Origin of the sequence: Paenibacillus sp. M2, from assembly GCF_046713495.1 — a bacterium.
In the GTDB taxonomy this organism is placed as follows: Bacteria; Bacillota; Bacilli; order Paenibacillales; family Paenibacillaceae; genus Paenibacillus; species Paenibacillus amylolyticus_B.
This window is the reverse complement of the sequence record NZ_CP169648.1, coordinates 1394676-1414615: the sequence shown is the minus strand read 5'-3', so window position 1 is coordinate 1414615 and position 19940 is coordinate 1394676. Positions and strand designations below refer to the sequence as shown.

Annotated in this window: 16 protein-coding genes; 7 read left to right on the top strand and 9 right to left on the bottom strand. The window is 46.7% G+C overall.

The genetic code is table 11. From position 1 onward, the window contains the following. The first annotated feature begins 90 nt into the window (after positions 1-90). On the top strand, positions 91-1365 hold the full coding sequence (locus tag ACETMN_RS06320; protein ID WP_036668794.1) for an MFS transporter: 1275 nt from the start codon (positions 91-93) through the stop codon (positions 1363-1365). A 420-nt stretch (positions 1366-1785) separates the two neighbouring features. Here ACETMN_RS06320 and ACETMN_RS06315 read toward each other — a convergent pair whose 3' ends face one another. From ACETMN_RS06315 to ACETMN_RS06280, 8 genes are all read right to left on the bottom strand, one after another. Further along, positions 1786-2274, bottom strand: a complete 489-nt coding sequence (locus ACETMN_RS06315; protein ID WP_411735902.1) for a prolyl-tRNA synthetase associated domain-containing protein — start codon at positions 2272-2274, stop codon at positions 1786-1788. A gap of 41 nt (positions 2275-2315) precedes the next feature. Beyond that, a complete protein-coding gene (locus ACETMN_RS06310; RefSeq protein WP_091015538.1) occupies positions 2316-3161 on the bottom strand; it encodes an EcsC family protein in 846 nt (281 codons plus the stop codon). A gap of 194 nt (positions 3162-3355) precedes the next feature. Continuing rightward, positions 3356-4336: a family 43 glycosylhydrolase gene (locus ACETMN_RS06305; RefSeq protein ID WP_091015540.1), complete on the bottom strand. Its 981-nt coding sequence runs from the start codon at positions 4334-4336 to the stop codon at positions 3356-3358. An 862-nt stretch (positions 4337-5198) separates the two neighbouring features. After that, positions 5199-6608: an arabinan endo-1,5-alpha-L-arabinosidase gene (locus ACETMN_RS06300; RefSeq protein ID WP_091016198.1), complete on the bottom strand. Its 1410-nt coding sequence runs from the start codon at positions 6606-6608 to the stop codon at positions 5199-5201. A 56-nt stretch (positions 6609-6664) separates the two neighbouring features. Further along, positions 6665-7507, bottom strand: coding sequence for a carbohydrate ABC transporter permease (locus ACETMN_RS06295; RefSeq protein WP_036611483.1), 843 nt, complete (start codon positions 7505-7507; stop codon positions 6665-6667). A 26-nt stretch (positions 7508-7533) separates the two neighbouring features. Then, entirely contained in the window at positions 7534-8424 is an 891-nt protein-coding gene (locus ACETMN_RS06290; RefSeq protein WP_036611613.1) for a carbohydrate ABC transporter permease, read from the bottom strand. Between the two features lie 157 nt (positions 8425-8581). Then, positions 8582-9925 carry an ABC transporter substrate-binding protein gene (locus ACETMN_RS06285; protein ID WP_091015542.1) on the bottom strand — a complete coding sequence of 448 codons (1344 nt, stop codon included), beginning with the start codon at positions 9923-9925 and terminating at the stop codon, positions 8582-8584. A 132-nt stretch (positions 9926-10057) separates the two neighbouring features. Further along, entirely contained in the window at positions 10058-11005 is a 948-nt protein-coding gene (locus ACETMN_RS06280; RefSeq protein WP_192133217.1) for a glycoside hydrolase family 43 protein, read from the bottom strand. 360 nt (positions 11006-11365) lie between these two features. On the opposite strand from ACETMN_RS06280, the gene ACETMN_RS06275 reads away from it, so the two are divergent. The 4 genes from ACETMN_RS06275 (at position 11366) to ACETMN_RS06260 (ending at position 14543) form a co-directional block, all read left to right on the top strand. After that, positions 11366-12283, top strand: a complete 918-nt coding sequence (locus ACETMN_RS06275; protein WP_017690213.1) for an ArsR/SmtB family transcription factor — start codon at positions 11366-11368, stop codon at positions 12281-12283. A 170-nt stretch (positions 12284-12453) separates the two neighbouring features. Then, complete coding sequence (locus tag ACETMN_RS06270; protein ID WP_411735901.1) at positions 12454-13371, top strand: helix-turn-helix transcriptional regulator; 918 nt, start codon at positions 12454-12456, stop codon at positions 13369-13371. A gap of 81 nt (positions 13372-13452) precedes the next feature. Next, entirely contained in the window at positions 13453-13962 is a 510-nt protein-coding gene (locus ACETMN_RS06265; RefSeq protein WP_105600771.1) for a DinB family protein, read from the top strand. A gap of 11 nt (positions 13963-13973) precedes the next feature. Further along, positions 13974-14543 (top strand): YdeI/OmpD-associated family protein, encoded by a 570-nt coding sequence (locus ACETMN_RS06260; RefSeq protein WP_091015546.1) that lies wholly within the window; start codon positions 13974-13976, stop codon positions 14541-14543. Between the two features lie 134 nt (positions 14544-14677). Here ACETMN_RS06260 and ACETMN_RS06255 read toward each other — a convergent pair whose 3' ends face one another. Continuing rightward, positions 14678-15541, bottom strand: coding sequence for a helix-turn-helix domain-containing protein (locus ACETMN_RS06255; protein ID WP_411735900.1), 864 nt, complete (start codon positions 15539-15541; stop codon positions 14678-14680). A 178-nt stretch (positions 15542-15719) separates the two neighbouring features. On the opposite strand from ACETMN_RS06255, the gene ACETMN_RS06250 reads away from it, so the two are divergent. Together ACETMN_RS06250 and ACETMN_RS06245 are read left to right on the top strand one after the other, a co-directional pair. Then, entirely contained in the window at positions 15720-17234 is a 1515-nt protein-coding gene (locus tag ACETMN_RS06250) for a glycoside hydrolase family 43 protein (RefSeq protein ID WP_411735899.1), read from the top strand. A 315-nt stretch (positions 17235-17549) separates the two neighbouring features. Then, a complete protein-coding gene (locus ACETMN_RS06245) occupies positions 17550-19850 on the top strand; it encodes a helix-turn-helix domain-containing protein (RefSeq protein WP_411735898.1) in 2301 nt (766 codons plus the stop codon). Positions 19851-19940: the final 90 nt, after the last annotated feature.

Sequence of the window (19940 nt, the reverse complement as noted above, 5' to 3'; positions counted from 1 at the left end):
TCTATCCTATTATGTAACAATATGCTTACACGCATATATTACAACATCAGGCGCTGATCCCTCGTGACCGCGACCAAAGGAGAATTGTACATGTCTACTCAATCCACTTTAACCAAGGACGCCACAGCGCGTTCGAAAGCCCCACCCGGATCGGATGCCCAAAGCACCGTTTACCGGATACTCATTGCCATCAGTTTGGTTCATCTCTTCAATGATTCGATCCAGTCGGTTATTCCAGCCATTTTTCCGATTTTGAAAGACTCTATGCATCTCACGTATACTCAAATCGGATGGATATCATTTGCTATCAACTTTACCGCTTCCATTATGCAGCCTGTCGTAGGCTGGTTTGCAGATAAAAAACCGACGCCATCTATCCTGCCCATTGGTATGGGTTTTACATTTACCGGCATGTTGCTGTTGGCCTTTGCTGACAGTTATATGGCTGTCCTAATCTCCGTTATTTTTGTCGGTCTAGGCTCTGCTGCTTTCCATCCGGAAGGTTCACGGGTATCCCATATGGCTGCTGGTCAGCGCCGTGGGCTGGCACAGTCCATCTTCCAGGTTGGTGGTAACGCCGGGCAGTCCCTTGCCCCATTGCTTACACGCTGGATCTTTATCCCGTTTGGACTGTTCGGTGCCATTGGATTTACAGGCATTGCTGCCATGGGGATTGCCGTTCAGATCTACATTGCCCGTTGGTATGGCCGCATGCTGCAATCGGGAGGATACCTGCGTAGACAGGCTGCTGCCCGTCGTGCCCCCAATCCTGCTTTACGCAAAAAGATTACTGCCGCCATTACGCTATTGATTTTGCTCGTCTTTGTTCGTTCCTGGTATATCGCTTCCATTGGCAGCTTCTACGCGTTTAATCTGAAAGATACCTTTGGATTATCCACAGAGGACGCGCAGATCTATATCTTCTTGTTCCTGGCTGCTGGAGCACTTGGTACATTCTTCGGAGGCCCACTGGCAGATCGATTCGGCAAACGTAACCTGATCTTCCTGTCCATGGCTGGAGCTGCTCCGCTGGCTCTGTTGCTGCCCTATGCGAATCTGTTCTGGACAGGCGTACTACTAACCATTATTGGTTTTATCATGTTATCCAGCTTCTCGGTTACGGTTGTGTACGCACAGATGCTGATTCCGGGCAAAATCGGAACGGTCTCCGGCCTGATCACAGGTCTGGCATTTGGTATGGGAGGCCTGGGCGCACTCGTGCTGGGCAACTGGATTGACGTTTTCGGTGTATCACCCGTAATGCAGATGTGCAGCTTCCTGCCCCTGCTCGGGATCTTCACGTTCTTGCTTCCATCCGATAAATTACTCAATATCTGGGCGAAAGAAAACGGTAGTGAAGAGTAAAAAACACATCAACAGGTGTCCACTTTTTATTCTATACTAGATCCAATCCTTACATGGCAGCATCGCCCTTATTAGACGTTATCTTGCGCTAACGAACCTGACAGCACTTATTTGAACGAATACTGCTGGTTTCCCAATCTAAAGAATCTAAGCAACGCTATTCCAGAGAAAAAGGCCGAAAACCTTGGAATGTGCGTGTGAAATGCAGAAATAACGTGTCTGAGATTCTTTAGCAATTGGAGTTAGTAAAATATCGCCGAATAACGTCTGCTGAGTTCTTTAGGTTTCACTTTAGTCATTTACATTTGCAGTATGAATAAAATGCTTGAACCATAACAAAAGGGTTCTTGCCAACTCTGTATTCACAGACTGGCAGGAACCCTTTTTTATATATGTTGTTCTCGTATTTAGTTCAACCGTTTATTCCACGTCACACATGACAACGTTGCTGCCTTGAGCTGTAATTAGTTCCTTCATATCTTCAAATTCAAGGAATACCGTCGCCGTATTTTCCATCGGATGAATTCCGATTTTCTGACCAACTAGATCCTTGTCAAAAACTACGGTCACGTTTTTCTGAATATTATTAAAAACCCCCATAGGGTTGACGTGCCCTTTTTCCAATCCGAGGAATTCCAACAAATCCTTTTCACTGGCAAAACTTAATTTGCGGCTAGGTATCTTTTCGCTTAAACTTCTCAAATCAACGGACTTCGTTCCAGCAATCGTCACCAGATAATAGTTGCGTTTCTTGTCATCACGCAGAAACAGATTTTTAACGATACGTTCTGTATGTGGAATTTGATAAGAGAATATTTCCTCCATCGTGTATACTGCGGGATGTTCAATACTTTCGTAAACGATATTATTGCGATCCAAAAGATTATAGAAACCCTGTTTGTTTAACATATCAAATTCAACTCTTTCAATATAAATATTCTTCTGTAATGTTACTTCAAACGCTGAAGGATCAGCCGTTTTTTGTACAACATTTTACCTGCTTCGGCTACATCACGGATCGTATTTTTGTTGCTCACTGAACCAAATACCATGCCGGCAATAGGCACGAGTTGGAACAGCTTCTTCCAACCAAAGGATTCACTGTAGGAGTTAAACACTTCCCGCCAGCCCTGCATCTGCGATACCACTTCAATTGGCTTGTCCGGATCGTCGTAGGCGGCCAGTTCTTCAATGATCGCTTTCTTGCCTACAATATCGGCGGAAGAGAATTGCAGACATTTGACGATAAAGATACGCTCCAGCGGTTCATCCGGATCATAACCATAACATAGAGCCATCTCCTGCAGTACCTTCAGAGAAAGCCCCATCACCATCGGAATATCTGCTGCAATAGTTACAATGCCACCAAACCCTGTAGCTGCTCCCTGCGCCGCAGCAAATTTGGTTCGGCTCTCGGTAATGTTATCAGCCACCTGGTCCAGCACTTTAAGTGGCAGATTCTCCACACTATGAATCTTCGCTGTCTCCTCCGCTTCAGCTTCCTGCTCCAGACGATAGGACGTATCTATCATGGAATAACCGGACTTCTCGGCTTCCTCTTGCAGCAGCTTGGCTACTTTTTTCTTCTGTACGAGGAACTTGCCCCCATTCTGCACATACTGACCCACGTCATTCAGGGAATCGCCGATCTTCTGTTTCAGCGCTTTAGGCATCACTTTATCCAACATCGCAAAGGGCAAACGCCCGATTTTATCCCAAATAAACAAGTCTTTCTGTTGTTTCTCCCATTTCAAAATCTGTCCAAGCTCCAAGTCCAACGTCTCGCGTGAATCCATATGTGATCCTCCTAATAGGTTCTGCATCGTAATCTGTATCTTTCTCATACGCAGAAATCATCGTTTTGGTTGCTTTGTTTTGTGTCCAGGATACATATGTTCAGGCACTCTATCTTATCGTTCACATACAAAAGAGCCCTTAATCAGCATCACTCGCTAACTAAGGGTTCTCGTATTCAAGGTTTCATTACCTCTTATTTTGCTTCAGCTACTGCGCTGCCATCTGGAACCGGAACACCGAAATCAGGTGTGCCATCTTCACGCCAATGAATCACTTGAGCACGGGCGTGACGGTTCGGATCATACAAGGGATCACCCTCGATGTCTTTGTAATTACGCGCATGATAAATCAGAATATCGGTCTTGCCATCCGGTGACACCGTAAAGCTGTTATGCCCCGGACCGTATTGGCCGTTCGCTTCACAAGTCTGGAATACAGGCTCGGGTGATTTCACCCAGCTAGCCGGATCAAGCAAGTCGGCATTTTCATCTGCGGTGAGCAGACCCATACAATAATTGTAATCGGTCGCGCTGGCCGAGTAGCCGATGAACAAACGCCCATTCCGATGCATCACGGCTGCTCCTTCATTGACCTTAAAGCCGATGATCTCCCAATCATACTCTGGCGTAGAGATCATAACCTGTTCGCCGCGTAGCGTCCATGGGTTCTCCATTTCGGCAATGTACAGGTTGGAGTTGCCCACAATATCAGGATCTTTCTGCGCCCAGACCAGATAGCGAATCCCCTTATGTTCAAAGGTTGTTGCATCCAGTGCGAAAGATTCCCACCGTGTGTAAATCTGTCCCTTTTCTACCCAATCTCCTTCGAGTGGATTCGCGGAATCGTTCTCCAGAACATACATCCGGTGATCGAACAGTCCTTCGTTGGTCTCACTGGTGTGAGCCGCAGCGTAGTGTATGTACCATTTGCCATCGATAAAATGAATCTCCGGTGCCCAGATGTTGGCACTCATCGGCCCCGTGTCACGCTTGGTCCAGGCCGTTACCGGCTCAGCATCTCTTAACTCTTCCAACGTCTCTGCTCGCCGGATCTCGATCCGGTCAAAGGCTGGTACGGAAGCGGAAAAGTAATAGTACCCGTCTGTATGACGGTACACCCACGGATCAGCGCGCTGCTCCAGGATGGGATTAGTAAATGTAATAGAATCAGTCATGGGAATGCTCCCCTTTCTTTCAAATGTTGTTTGGCTCGAAGTTGGGGAATGTAACCCAATTGCGAAAAAAGCGAAAACCTTTTTGGGTGGTGCACAGCGGACGTTCGGGGGTGGCAGGGCCTTGGCGCTCTCTTGTCCTCCGATTTCTTTTTATCACCGCTCCTGGCGGTTGAAATCGGATGCCAAACTCGCTCCTGCGGCTCCTTCCTCCCCCTCACTGCTTGTGCACCCTCGGAGCGGAAGCTCGCTCGTACCACGCTCGCTGGGTCACAACCTCACTTCGAGCCTTATATTGGCTCGGTCTAATGGGGTTGATCGCTTCGCAGGGTCAACTCTCCCCATATTTAGTGCATTATTGGCCTCAGACATAGGCCAACTTTGTCGTGCACAGCGGACGTTCGGGGGTGGCAGGGCCTTGGCGCTCTCTTGTCCTCCGATTTCTTTTTATCACCGCTCCTGGCGGTTGAAATCGGATGCCAAACTCGCTCCTGCGGCTCCTTCCTCCCCCTCACTGCTTGTGCACCCTCGGAGCGGAAGCTCGCTCGTACCACGCTCGCTGGGTCACAACCTCACTTCGAGCCTTATATTGGCTCGGTCTAATGGGGTTGACCGCTTCGCAGGGTCAACTCTCCCCATATTTAGTGCATTATTGGCCTCAGACATAGGCCAACTTTGTCGTGCACAGCGGACGTTCGGGGGTGGCAGGGCCTTGGTGCTCTCTTGTCCTCCGATTTCTTTTTATCACCGCTCCTGGCGGTTGAAATCGGATGCCAAACTCGCTCCTGCGGCTCCTTCCTCCCCCTCACTGCTTGTGCACCCATAGAGCAGTAGCTCGCTCTTTCCGCGCTCGCTGGGCGTCCCTTTACTCCTCCGCTGCGCTGATCTGCTTGCCCCAGACCGCGATACCGCGGTCATCGAGGCCTGTTAACACCAACGTAGGCTGGCTTCGCTCCCAGTCCCAGGACGGCAGCAGTTGCAGCTCGTCCGTGGAAGCTCCTCCCCATGGGCTTTCTTTCCACTTCAACGTCAGTGTTTGTTTGTCATCAAGGGTCCAGGTTCCTGAACCTTTTTCGCTTTTAATTTTTCCGTTGCTTGTTAGGGTATAAGGCACGGCTTGAATCTGCCCGTCCACGAACGGATCAAGTGCCATTCCTTCCCACTCCCCGGCAATCATGGATTTCGGAATATCCTGTGCTGTTTCACCGGCATATCGTTCAGGTGAAACCACAGGCCAGCCGTCCTTCGTCCATAACATTTTGCGTACATGCAGATATGGCCAGTTTTTATCCGTCTCGCCCCGTGCATGATGCACGATGTAATAATCGTCTCCGTCCTTCAGAACGGAGTTATGTCCAGGTGCAACCCAGCCTTCACCTTCTGTGAAGCGATAACCGCCGAGAATTTTGGTGCCGATCTCATATTGCGGCAGATACTCCGTATCCAGCATGTTATTGCCGTTTATGTCCGTATACGGTCCTGTGATTGAATCGGCACGCGCAACCCGCACGTTATAGTCCTCGAATAAGGAATCATAGGAGACGAACAGATAATACTTTTTGAACTCCGGGTTATACACAATGTATGGACCTTCCACTGCGCCCTCTTCAGTTGCACGATCCCGAGCAGCAATGCGAGTACCATAACCCTCGTCCTTGAATTTCCCGGTATCCGGATCGAGTGGGGCAATATAGATTCCATCAAAAAACGAACCATATACCATCCACGAATTGCCCTCGGCATCTACGATGGGATTGGCATCAATGGCATTTAATTTGTCCTGTTCATTCGCAGAAGTTTTTACAACCAGTCCTTCATCTGTCCATGGACCTTCGGGAGATAAGGATGTCTGAAGACCAATGGCCGACTGGGTACTGCCAAAAGAAGAAGCCGAATAATACATCCGATAGGTATCGCCAACTTGGATCACATCGGGTGCCCACAGATTGACTGCACCTGTCCAGTCCAGCGCTTCTTGCGGAATACCCGGCAGAGCCTGACCTACCCACTTCCAGTGGATCAGATCATCTGATTTGCGTACCATGACGCCGGGTTTCGCTTCTCCTGCTACACGAACGTCTGTGGAATAGACGTAGTATCCCTGGTCTGTTTTGATAATGGCCGGATCATGCGCATTGTTCACCGTCCAGCGTGATTCATCGTCCAAAATGGAGGTGTCATACAACTGAGTATCTTGAGGAGCTTCAGGAAAGACCGGACGGGACACCGTTTCTCCTGAACAACCCGTAGCTCCAACAACCATCAATAACAACATGGAAGCAACCACTCCTTTTCCTGAATTCGACCACCGCCGGAATTTCTTCCGCTGGTTCATCCCTTGACTCCCGAAATGGCAACCGATTCAATAATCTGTTTCTGGAAGATCAGGAAGATGATTAATACCGGTAACAGGGCTACAATCGACGCTGCCATAATAAGTGGGTAATCGGTTTGAATCGCATACGTGGCATTGAAGTTCGCGATAACGAGCTGTAACGTCTGCTTCTCCGGTGAATTCAGATAGATAATTGGTGCCAGATAATCATTCCAGATGCCCATGAACCAGAGAATCAGCTGTGCAGCAATCGCCGGTTTGATGAGTGGAAACGTAATACTGGAGTACAGCCGGAAGTAGGAACTTCCATCGATTTTGGCTGCTTCAATAATCGCATCAGGCACACTAAGCAGATATTGACGCAGGAAAAAGATCATGATGACGTTACCGAACAGGCCAGGAACAATCAGTGGTAACAGCGTATCCACCCAGCCCAGCTTTGCAAACATGATGAATTGTGGGATCATGACTGTCGGATAAGGAATCATCATGGATGCCAGCAATGCGAGAAACAGTTTGTTTTTGTGTGGGAATCTTAACTTGGCAAAAGCAAAGGCAGCGATACTGGACGTAAACGTACCCACCACCGTTACACTCACCGCAACGATGAGGCTGTTTTTGATCCCGCTGAGCAGCGGGCCTGCTTCCCAGATTTCTTTATACTTTCCAAATTGGAATACTTCAGGTATCCATACAGGCGGAAGCGCGAACACATCCTGCTTCTCCTTCAATGACGTGGACAACATCCAGATCAGTGGTGCAATCATCGCAATCGCACCAATCGCGAGTACGATAAAAATGATCGAGTTTGTTAATTTCCTCTTTTGACTGTAAGACATCTCCGGTTCACTCCTTTCCTTGACAATCAATCCCCATCATAGGCTGATTTTTCGTTCATTTTGAATTGCACCAGGGTAATGACAAAAATGAAAATACCAAGAATCATGGCCATCGCTGAGGCATAACCCATCTGCAAGTTACTGAAGGCTTTCTGCCAAATGTAGAAAACGATCGATGCCGAAGAATATTCGGGACCACCCGTAGGTGTCATAATGTTCATCTCGGTGAAGATCTGGGAACCCCCAATAATATTTGTAACAATGAGGAAAAAGGTAACTGGCTTCACCATAGGCCAGGTGATATTGCGGAAGATCTGGAACCCATTGGCTCCATCCAGCTCAGCCGCCTCGTAGTATGTACGTGATACACTTTGCAGTGCCGCCAAGTACAATAACATCGTGTATCCCAGACCCTTCCACACTGTCATAATAATCAGAGCGGGTTTGACCGTGTCTTTGTTCGCGAGCCAGTTAGGCCCTTTAATCCCAAACAGGTCAAGGAACTGGTTGACCAGACCGTAATCCCCGTTGTACGCCCAGTTCCACATGATGGACACGGCAGCAAGGGAAGAAATAACTGGAATGTAATAGATCACACGGAATGTCGTTGTGCCGGGAATTTTACGATTCAGACCCATTGCCAGCAACAATGCGAGCAACAATCCAATCGGAATACCGAGCATCAGGAAGAATGTATTAAACATCGCTTTGTAGAAGAGGTCATCCGTCAGCAAATCCTTGAAGTTGGCCAAACCGATAAAGTTCATCTGTCCCAGTCCGTCCCAATCCGTAAAGGAACCATAAAGGGAGTAGAGGAACGGGAACATGACAAAGATCAGCAATCCAAGAATCGGAGGTAAAATAAACAGATATCCGTACAGCATCTCTTTGCGATACAAACTCGATTTCGTAATCACTTTGTTCACCCCTGTTTCTAGTATCAGCATGTGGCATTCTTCGATTGAACCTTGCCGATCAACGAATGCCACATGCCCGTATGGAATCCAATAAGTCCCAATACGAATGATGCCAGCAGCATGATTGCAGGCTGCCGGCATCACCCTTTCCTATCTACTATTTCTGAGATTTCTTTTCTTGTTCAACCGCTTTGTCGAGCAGTTTTTGCATTTTTGGTTGTTGCTGCTTCACATAGTCTGCGGCTGTAATCTTGCCATCCAATACCGGCTGGATGTCCGTAAAGAACAGGTCATACCATTCTGCATTGTACGTGTAGTTACCTGGCAGTGCCCGGCCGTAATCCTCAACAATATCAATGAATTCCTGTTTGTTGGCTGGTTTCGTGGATGTATCTTTGGCCCACTCGTCTGCCATATCAAGCAAGTTCGGAATCTGTACCTTGGCATCTACCAGTTGCTGCATGCCTTCCTTCGAAGCCGTTAGGTAGTTCACCAATGCTGCCGCTTCTTCCGGATGTTTCGTTTTCGCGGATACTCCGATTCCCAGAGATCCGATCCACGTTGCCGATTTACCAGTAGATCCCGCAGGGAATGGCAGCAAATCATAATCGAAAGGTAATTTCTCAAATGTACTCATATCCCATGGGCCTACTGGGAAGAAAGCCATTTCACCTTTCATCCAGCGTTGATACGTATCCAATGTTTGCGCTTCCTCAATGGAAGGTGTAATTTTGTATACGTTCTGCATATCCGCGAAGAATTGTAAGGCTTCAGCGAATTTTGGATCATCAATTGTTACCTTTGTTTTGGTCTCATCCAACCAATCCCCACCGTTGCTCCATACAAAGGATTGCAGGGCCCACTGTACGTTGAATCCAGTACCGTATACATCCGGTTTACCATCTCCATTGGTATCCTTGGTCGCTTGCTGGTTCACCTTGATGAACTCTTCCCATGTGTATGGTTTATCCTTGTCAGGGAGTGGGATACCCTCTTTTTCAAACAACGTTTTGTTGTAACCCAGTGCAAATGGCCCCAGATCCTTCGGCATACCATAGATGTCACCTTGTCCTGCCATTTGGCCATCATAACGGTACAGGTCCACGCCGTATTTCCAGATATTATCGAGATCCACATCCGGATTGTTTTCAATATACGAAGTGAGGTTCATCAGCACATTGCTGTTCACATACGCCTTCACGTCGCCCGGATTGATATAAAATACGTCAGGCAAGCTGTTGCCGGTAATTGCCGCTCTCAGCTTGGTTGCATATTGATCCGCAGCCGTTACGATAATTTTGACTTTCACACCCGGATGATCTTCTTCGAATTTCTTGACCACCGCTTGGTATGCTTTCTGCTCATCTGTCCCCCCACGGAACATAAACGTTAACTCCTTGTCCCCATTTGCACCGCTGCTGCCTCCTCCACAGCCCGCAAGTACCAGTGCACTTACCAGCATAAGAAGCATAAATGTGACCCAACTCTTTTTCTTTACCATCTGAACCCCTCCTGATCTGGACTTGTAACCGTATTCAATTGGATGAAATAAGATTTCTGTTGTTAAATTTATCAAATCCAGATCACTTTAGTCAATACTTTTATAAAACATTTTATATTTATCTAAAATAAATTAATATTTCGGCCAGCCATTCGAGTCCCAAAGCAAGTCATTAATCAGCAATTTCGGATTGCCATTATCCTCTGCATCATAGGCGTGTCGTGCAATGACATTGCCGTTGTACACGTCCTGACCACCTGGACCTTTCCATTTCACATTGCCTGTATCCAGTACCGTCCCGCCACCATTCAGCATATTGACTCCGTTTTTGTCCACATAAGGGCCTGTTATGCTGGTCGAACGTCCATAGACCATTTTGTAGGTACTGTTCACCCCTTGGCAGCAAGAATCGATGGAAGCAAACAGGTAATAATAGCCGCCACGATATACAACACTTGGTCCTTCAATAGCACCTCCGTTATTCGGGCGCGCCGCAATGGAAGTTATGTTTCCTGTCGGTTTCATCGTATTTTTGTCCAGTTTGACAATCTTCAGACCGCTCCAAAACGAACCAAAAGCCAGCCATGGATTGCCTGAAGCATCAATGACCAGATTCGGATCAATGGCATTATAATTATTGGCGGTCGTGGTTTGAAGCACCAATCCTTCGTCCTTCCATTGCCCTGCTCCAATGCTGTTCGCAGACGCAAGACCAATCGCAGACCGATTGGAGCCAAAGGTCGAGATCGAATAATAGAGCCACACTTTTCCGTTATACTGCTCTACGTCCGGTGCCCATACATCCAATCCGCTTTGTCCCGGAACGGCAGAAGCCCACCAGGATGGCTTACTTAAGAAGATTTGTGGAACACGATACCAGGACGATCCATTATCGGATTTCAATACTTGAATGCCCGGGCCGGTTGAAAAGGTGTACCAGGAACTGCCCTCTTTGATAATCGACGGATCATGAACAGCGGTATCTCCGGTCAGATTCCAGAACGCCGCCAAAGCCTTTGACTGACCTGCCAGCAGTAATACCATCACAAGTAATGCCGGTAACGCCAACCGTTTCCACATAACCCTCTTCACATTGCTTAACTTTTCCAAACCAAACTCCACCTTTCCGATCAAATGGTTAATTAGGTTCATGAAGTAATGAATCAATTTAGGTATAATAGGATTATAAAAGCGGTTACATGACATTTCAATGGTATATTTCAAATATATGTGAACTGATTAACACTTATTTTAACCGGAATAGTGAACTAAATATAGATTATATATTCGTATTTGCGCTATACACAAGGGTTTTGGCTTCTATTTCTCCACCCTTCCCTTCCATGAGGGAATGATTTATAATTATCTGAAATAAAACATATAAATGTGCAAATGTCTGTGTCGAAGACTTTGTTCAGAACGGGGAAAGGAAATCCACCTATGATTTATATTAAAGATCTGATGTCGGGTGTGAATATCTTCAAAGCGCTCAGTTCGGAAATCCGGATTCAGATTATCGAGCTGCTGGCCAAGAACCAAAGCCTTAATCTCAATGATCTTGCAACCAAGCTGGGACTGAGCAATGGTGCCATCACAATGCATATCAAGAAGCTTGAAGAGAGCGGATTGATCGAGATCAACACCGCTGTTGGCAAACATGGAATCCAGAAGATATGTTATCTCAATGAGGAAAAATTGATGGTTGATCTGCGTTCACAAGAGATTAACAATCGTTATGAGGTAGAAATTCAGGTCGGTCATTACAGCGATTATCAGGCCGCACCTACATGTGGTCTCGCTACCCGGGACAGCATTGTTGGAGAGTTCGATGATCCGCGGTACTTTGCTGATCCACTGCGAATTGATGCGGAGATGATCTGGCTGGCCGAGGGTTATCTCGAGTATCGGATTCCAAACTATCTCAAACCTAATCAGTCCTTTAGCGAAATTCAGTTGTCGATGGAACTGGGTTCGGAGGCCCCTGGCTTTTGTGACAATTACCCTTCGGATATTTACTTCTATGTCAACGGTATTGAGATTGGTTGCTGGACGAGTCCAGGGGATTTCGGTAATACACGCGGGACCTTCAACCCGGAATGGTGGCCTCCCCACTTGAATCAGTACGGTATGCTGAAGCTGATTCGGATTACGCAAGAGGGCAGCTATATCGACGGATGTCGTATCTCGGATGTAACGCTGGACCAGATTGGGCTGGATTACAAAAGCGATATTCACTTCCGCATTGCGGTTACCGACGGACCTTTGAACAAACGGGGCTTAACGATCTTTGGCAAAAACTTCGGAAACTATGGACAGAATCTGCTCGCTCGGGTTCTCTATAACGTGCAAGAAGAGTAGAGTCATCTCTGACTATTCACTCGATATGAAGTTCGACCGATCTGCTAACGTAACTGTTCAACACAACAACAATCATGTGTCTTCGAAAGGGTGCTATCCAGCACTCTTTTTTTGTTGTGATATAATAATGGCCTGTAATGACAAAATGGAATAACGGGCGGGGATACCTTTTGAAATTGGAGCGATTAATCTCAATCATATATAAACTGCTGAACCACGAAGTATTGTCTGCTTCCACCTTGGCGGAAGAGTTTCAGGTGTCCCCAAGAACAATCTATCGGGATATTGATGTAATCTGTGCCGCCGGCTTCCCGGTCGTCTCCCATCAGGGACTCAAAGGCGGCTACGGCATGATGGACGGATACAAGATGGATAAAAGCTTGCTCGGTTCGTATGATGTAGATTCCCTGATCACGGTCCTGAGCAGTCTATCCACAGTATTCGAAGATGCACGTGCACAAGGCACGATTGAACGTCTGCAAACGATTGGACCGGAGCATCAAACCTCAAGTCTGTCGGTGGATCTGGAGACTCGCCGAACAGAACCTGACGCCCTTCCTCATCTGCGTAAAGGGATTACGGATCATCAGGTTGTCCGTTTTGACTACATCAATACAAAGAATGAACATACACCCCGCCATCTGGAACCTTTAAGACTTCATTTTAAATATCGTAATTGGTATGTATACGGATTTTGCCAGACACGGCAGGATTATCGCGAGTTCCGACTGTCCCGGATGATGAACGTGCAGCTGACATCGGAACACTTCCAACCCCACCTTGAGCTTCCCCAAGAGAATGTTGTGTCAGATCCATCATGGCAAGATCAGGTAAGTGATGTTGTATTTCGGGTGAACCCGGAAGCGCTAGCGGAAGCCATGGATCATTTTCAACAGGCAGATAAGCAATTTCACGAGGATGGAAGTATGACGATGCGCATCTCGGTTCATCAACCGTTACAAGCCAAGTGGTTATGGTCGTTTCTGCTTAGTTTGGGAAGTGGCGCTGAGGTGCTTGAACCGATTGAATTACGAGGTATTCTGAAAGAACAGCTTCGAGACGCACTTAAACTCTATGAAGAAGTATGACACGCTGTTGTCATACTTCTTTTTTTATAATCATTTTAGTAAGTAACCACATCCTCGCCAAATTAAAGGAGACGATCATTCATGAATCATCCGGAACAAATGTATAACTACAACGCATGGGCTAATCAAACCATTCTGAACAGAATCAAAGAACTCCCCTCTTCTGTGCTGAGTCAGGAAGTGAACAGTTCATTTCCAACCATCGCCCATGCCCTCAGCCATATCTATGCAGTGGATAAGATGTGGTATCTGGTGTTAACGGGCACCGGTATGCCCGAGGCACTCCAGGCATGCATGCCTCTCAATGGTGAAATTCACGGCTCAATAGATGAGTACATGCAAATGTTTGCCGATCTGTCGGCACAATACAGCGAATGGCTCCAAGGCCAAACTAATCTGGAACAAACCGTGCTGCTCGATAATCCATTTGCCGGCGTCCGCGAAACCAGCTTATCGGAAATGGTATTCCATCTGGTCAATCACGGGACCTACCACCGAGGCAATGTGTCTACCATGCTCCGTCAGTTGGGGCATGCTTCCGTCATGAACGACTATTCTCTCTTCTGGTATCAAGAACCGGCTCAAGTATAGACAACGATGCGATGAAAAATGTACATTGTATCCCCGTGACATCGAGGGAAGAATTGAGAAGTTGGTTGCAGGAGCATGGAAAAGTCCAGAAATCTTGCTGGGTCATGGTTAGCTTGAAACCCACTCCGGATACTCTGCTGTATTTGGATGTGGTTGAGGAGTCGCTATGCTTTGGCTGGATCGATGGGGTCAAAAAGAAAATATCCGAGACTCGATTGGCACAGAGATTATCTCCCCGAAGCAAACGTAGCTCATGGACAGAATTGAACAAGGAACGTGTCCGTCGTCTTGAAAAGTTGGGCCTCATGCATGACGAAGGCAGAAAAGCGCTACCTGTGATGGACCCGAGTGCTTTCATTATGGATGGTGTAATCGAACAAAGGTTGAAAGAGAACCCGCAGGTTTATGCGAATTTCACGACATTCCCTGCCCTGTATCAAAACGTTCGGATCGATACGATCCAAAGTGTTAAGAAACAGCCAGCATTATTCCAGAGCAGATTGGATAAGTTCATAACCAACACAAAGGAAAATAAAATGTACGGTCAGTGGCATGATCACGGACGGCTTCTGGATTATTAAAAGCCCTTGAAAATACGAAAGCAGGACCTCCTCGTAGGATGGTCCTGCTTGTTTTTTTGGATTTATACGTTGGCGAATCTCGGCCCAGACTTCTGCTCACCTCTCCCCGCTCACACATCATATTCGGTCAGGTATTAATGAGTCTGCCTGTATGTTTTGGGAGACTTACCAAAGGCTTTCTTGAACTGGCGGGTGAAATAATTACTGTCGTTAAATCCACATTCATACGAAATTTCCGTGATGGACAGATTCCCGTTTTTCAACAAATGACAAGCCTTCTCCAGACGCAACTTTTGCAGATAAGAGATCGGGGTCATCTGATAATAGGATCGAAAAATCCGGTTCAGATGCCTTATGGAGATATTTGACTTCCCCGCAATATCCTCTAGCGACAGTGGCTCCAGATAATGATCTTCGATAAATGAAATGGCATTGGCCAGATGCATCAGATTATTATCTTGGATCCCTTTCTCCTGCGTATCATATAGCCTCGACAAATAAACAACCATCTCCGTAAGACGTGAGATCAACATCGTCTGATACCCTTGCTGTTTACTCTGATACTCCTCAATCATGAACGATATCAGCGATTCTACATACTCCAGACTGGAAATGGATAACGAAAGTTTACTCGGAAAGGAGTGAATATTACGATAAAACGGTTCCAAAACAAACAGCGCCTGGAAGCCGTTAGATTTTCTCAGATCGGGCCCAGCCGAAGCAAGCATCTCGGGACTGAACATAATGTTACAGATCCTAAAATCATGAGGGTCTTTATACGCATGATGGGTGTCGCCATTAATCACAAATGCGTTCCCTTTTTTAATAAAAAATTCCTCGGTGTTCACTACATGGGTTGCATGACCACTCAGAACAATGACAAGTTCCGTAAAGTCCACATGATTATGAAGTTCCATGTCTTGGTCGTGTCCACCATACTGAATGAAAAATGGAAACTCTTGATCTGAAGTAAACCATCTCAAATATGCATTACTCAAAAGCATTCCCCTCCGCAAACCATGTTGGGTTGAATGTCTATATCATGCTATTCGAGGACCGAAAAATCAAGGTTGGATATGATTAAAGACGATATAATTCCCCTTGTAGCAAGGATACATCTCATACGTTCTCGTTCAGATCCATATTAAACTCTCGAAATGATAGGAGCATAACATGATGAAATATACCAATCCGGTGATTCCGGGGTTTTATCCAGATCCGAGTATCTGCCGTGTAGATGAAGACTATTATCTGGTAACCAGTACCTTTGAATATTTCCCAGGTGTGCCCATCTTCCACAGCAAAGACCTTGTGAACTGGCGACAGATCGGCCATGTCCTCACAACAACTGAGCAACTCCCTCTAGCGAATGCAGGCAGCTCTGGCGGCATTTTCGCCCCAACACTCCGGTACCATGATGGCTGGTTCTATATGACAACAACCAATGTCAGCGGCGGCGGAAATTTTTATGTACGTAGTGCCCAGCCCGAGGGACCATGGTCTGCTCCGATTTTTGTTGATCAGGGCGGCATTGATCCCTCTTTTCTCTTTGATGAAGATGGACATGTGTATTTTCAGACGGCCTGTAACAGCGATGAGGGCGAGGGCATCTATCAGTGCGAGATAGACATCACGACCGGAGCCAGACTAACCGATAGCCGATTGATCTGGACTGGAACCGGAGGAGCAGCACCCGAAGCTCCCCACATGTATCAAATAAACGGCCTCTACTATCTGATGATCGCTGAAGGTGGAACCGAGTATGGTCATATGGAGACCATTGCTCGGAGCACAGAGCCATATGGACCATTTGATCCGTGTCCTCATAATCCGATTCTGTCCAATCGGAGCATGAAAACCAGCATTCATGCAACTGGACATGCAGACCTTATCCAGATCCAGGATGGAAGCTGGTGGGCCGTATGTCTTGGCCTTCGTCCAGCAGGTTACCCCATGCGGCACCATCTGGGACGTGAAACGTTCCTGGCACCTGTCACATGGACGGATAACGATTGGCCGACAATCGGTGTTGATGGACATATTGAACCGGTGATGACTGGGCCTTTGTTGGCTGAGCACCCTTGGTCACCTCAGGCTATTCGGGATGATTTTGACGAACCATCATTAGGCATGAACTGGATCTTCTTACGTAATCCGGCTCCGGGTAGTTGGACGCTCACTGAAAATCCCGGGCAGCTCATCCTTCGTGGTCATTCGGTTTCACTCGATGATGGACAAAATCCTGCCTTTGTCGGGCGTCGATTAAGCCATTTCTTATGCAATACGGCCACCGAGCTGTGTTATGAGCCAAATGCGAGCGGTGAGGAAGCTGGATTAACGGTATTTATGAATCATAAATATCATTATGATTTGGCTGTAACTCGGATTGACGGTCAGAAGAAAATCGTATTGCGACGAACCGTCGGCTCTATGCGAACCGAACAGGTGCTTGACTGTGACAAGGGGCCGGTTGTATTACAAATCAAGGCTGACCGTAATCACTTCACGTTCCTCTACCAGCAAGGTTCATCCGATGCCATTGAAGTGGGTTCAGGAGAAACACATCTGTTATCTACCGAAGTGGCGAGTGGTTTCACTGGTGTGATGATCGCCATGTACGCCTATGCTCCATCGGAGGAGTGTACACCTGCAAGTTACGATTGGTTTGACTATGAACCTCTGAACGAATAATCGTTTTAACTCCTATATTCAGTAATAGAAAATATAATATATGATCAGCTAAAATTATCCCCTTAATGTAGATACTCTTTGAAAAGCCTTGTGTGGTAGCATAAGGAAATGAGTGAACTTTGAGGGGATTTTGCTATAACTATATCTTTCTTACGGATTGCACTGGAATTTATAAAAGAACCATTGCTTTATTAGAGAAGTTCTCCTAGTATTTTTAGAAGGAACACCCCAGCAGCTACCATCTTGGCAATACCTTCACTGCCCATATGAGAGCGCTATCGCTGCAGCACGAAAGAAAAACGGGAGGTTGCAGATATGAAATGGAATCACTTCAAGTCCAAGCTTCTGTTTAAGTACACACTATCCTATATCTCCATTTTCCTTATCCCTCTTGTTATTTTAACCATCATTATTTATCACAACGCTGTGGACACGCTCCGTTCAGAGATTGAACAGACCAATGTCAATCAGCTCACTCAAGCCAAAACGGTCATTGATGATCGCATGAAGGAACTCCAAGACATCGCTTTTCGCATCGCCTACGATGAGCAGTTAACGCGGTATTGGACCCACCATCCGTACTATAGTCGGGAATCAATCGGCGCATTGGTCAAATACAAAGCCACCAGTTCCATTATCGATGAGTTATTCCTGTTCTTCCGTGGAGATGATAACATCTATTCTTCTCAAGGTTCTGAGAACCTGGATGTATTCACTGGTCGCTACAAATTTACTACGTGGAACAAAACAGACATGATCCGGGATTTGAATAGCGTACAGTCCCCCACGATACGTCCAGCAGAGCAGGTCGTCCAAGGAACCAGAATACCCAATTCCATGCTGGCCTACCTTGTACCGATTGCACCTAACAATACGCCCGCCCATGGAACCGTCATGTACCTGATTCACGAGTCCAATCTGACGGGCCTAATTGATTCCATCCTCAGCGACTATCACGGGATGACTTATATTTTCGATAATTTCGGGCAAGTACTGGCAGCCAATTACAAGGGAGAAATCATATCCGAACAGGAAGTTAACGCTCTGTTTGCTCTTGAACCCGGAACGCACAGCATCTCCTTAAATCAAGAACCACATTCGGTTGTATCCGTTAAATCGGATGCGGGTTGGACTTATGTAACCGCTATGCCCAGCAACCAATTTTTTAGCCGAATCGTTCATATTCGCACCTTTGTTGTTCTTGTTTTCTCCTTCATGGTGGTGATGGGCACGTTCCTCGCCATTATGTTGGCCCGAAGACAGTACCATCCGATTTCAGACTTAATGGAGTTCATTCGGTTGAAGAATGATCCTGATCCATCCTCCACCACCAACGAGCTGGAATGGATTAAAAAAACACTGCATGATTATAGTCAGCGCGTAGATCTTCAGGAGCCCTATGCTCGCAATCATATTTTGCTCATGTTGCTGAAGCACGGTCACACCGGAGATTTTCCCTCTGAGTTTACGGATAAGCTTGGCATACGCTTTAACCGATCCCATTATTTTGTCATGATCATGGGCTGGGAAATGCATGCTTTTCCTATCGGTGATAACCCCGAGCAACCTACTGTCATGCAGCTGATGAACGATGTGGAGCTGCCGGAGTTGTCTGCTTATGCTTACGGCGTAGAGCTGCCACAGGCAGACCAATTGGCCCTTATCGTGGGATTCGATGCCGAAATTGGGCATGAAGGTAGCCTGAATACCCGTATGGAGCCTATCGTTGAAAAACTGCAATGGATGGTGATTGAACACACCGGGGTCGCGCCCGCGATCGGGATAGGCAATCGGTACACTTATCCGAAACAGCTGAATCAATCCTACATTGAGGCCTCGACCGCTCTGGAAGCATCGATGCTGCATGGACAGGGCAGCAGTACATACTTTAACAACCTTTCCGGTTCCGATGCACAGGATTCTTCCTTCTGGGTCCCTAAGGATGTGTTATTAAAGCTGGTTCAGAGCTTAAAACAAGGCAGCTATGATGTGGCGGTTCAGATGGTGTCAACTGCGTTGAATACCCTGAAATCCGAAATGCCGTCTGTACCGCTGCTGCGTTGCATCTGCTTTGATATTCTGAATACCATGCTCAAAACCGCCTCGGAGCTTGGAATCCATCATGTGGTTGATCAACTTCCAAGAATCACTTCCTACGACTCGTTGGAGGATTTGGAGAAAAAACTGACAGGCCTCGCCGCCGAAATCTGCGCCCATGTCGAGGCGAAGAGTGAGACGGAAGAAAGCTCTCTTATGGATGAAATCGTTGCGTATATCGATGCCAATTTCTCTGATTATGATCTCAGTTTAGGTACGATTTCATCGAAATTCACGATCTCTTCATCCTATTTCAGTCGTTCTTTCAAAGAAAAGATCGGCATGAACTTTACCCAATATATCTGGCAGAAACGGATGGATGAGGTCATTCGACTACTGTTGCATACTACCGATCCGTTAAAAGATATCATCACGCGTGTCGGTTACCTGGATACACCAAACTTCATCCGCAAATTCAAAAAAGAGACGGGTTATACCCCAGGGCAATACCGTAAATTGCACCGTCCCAACGGCTCCGCCGATTCCCCGGATGATGATGACGAGGAATGTACTGGATAAAGGGAGATATCGTCTCTGTGATGGTTACATCTCAGAACAGTAAACAATGTATATGAGAGCGAATAACAGTGCCTGATTCATTAGACCAAA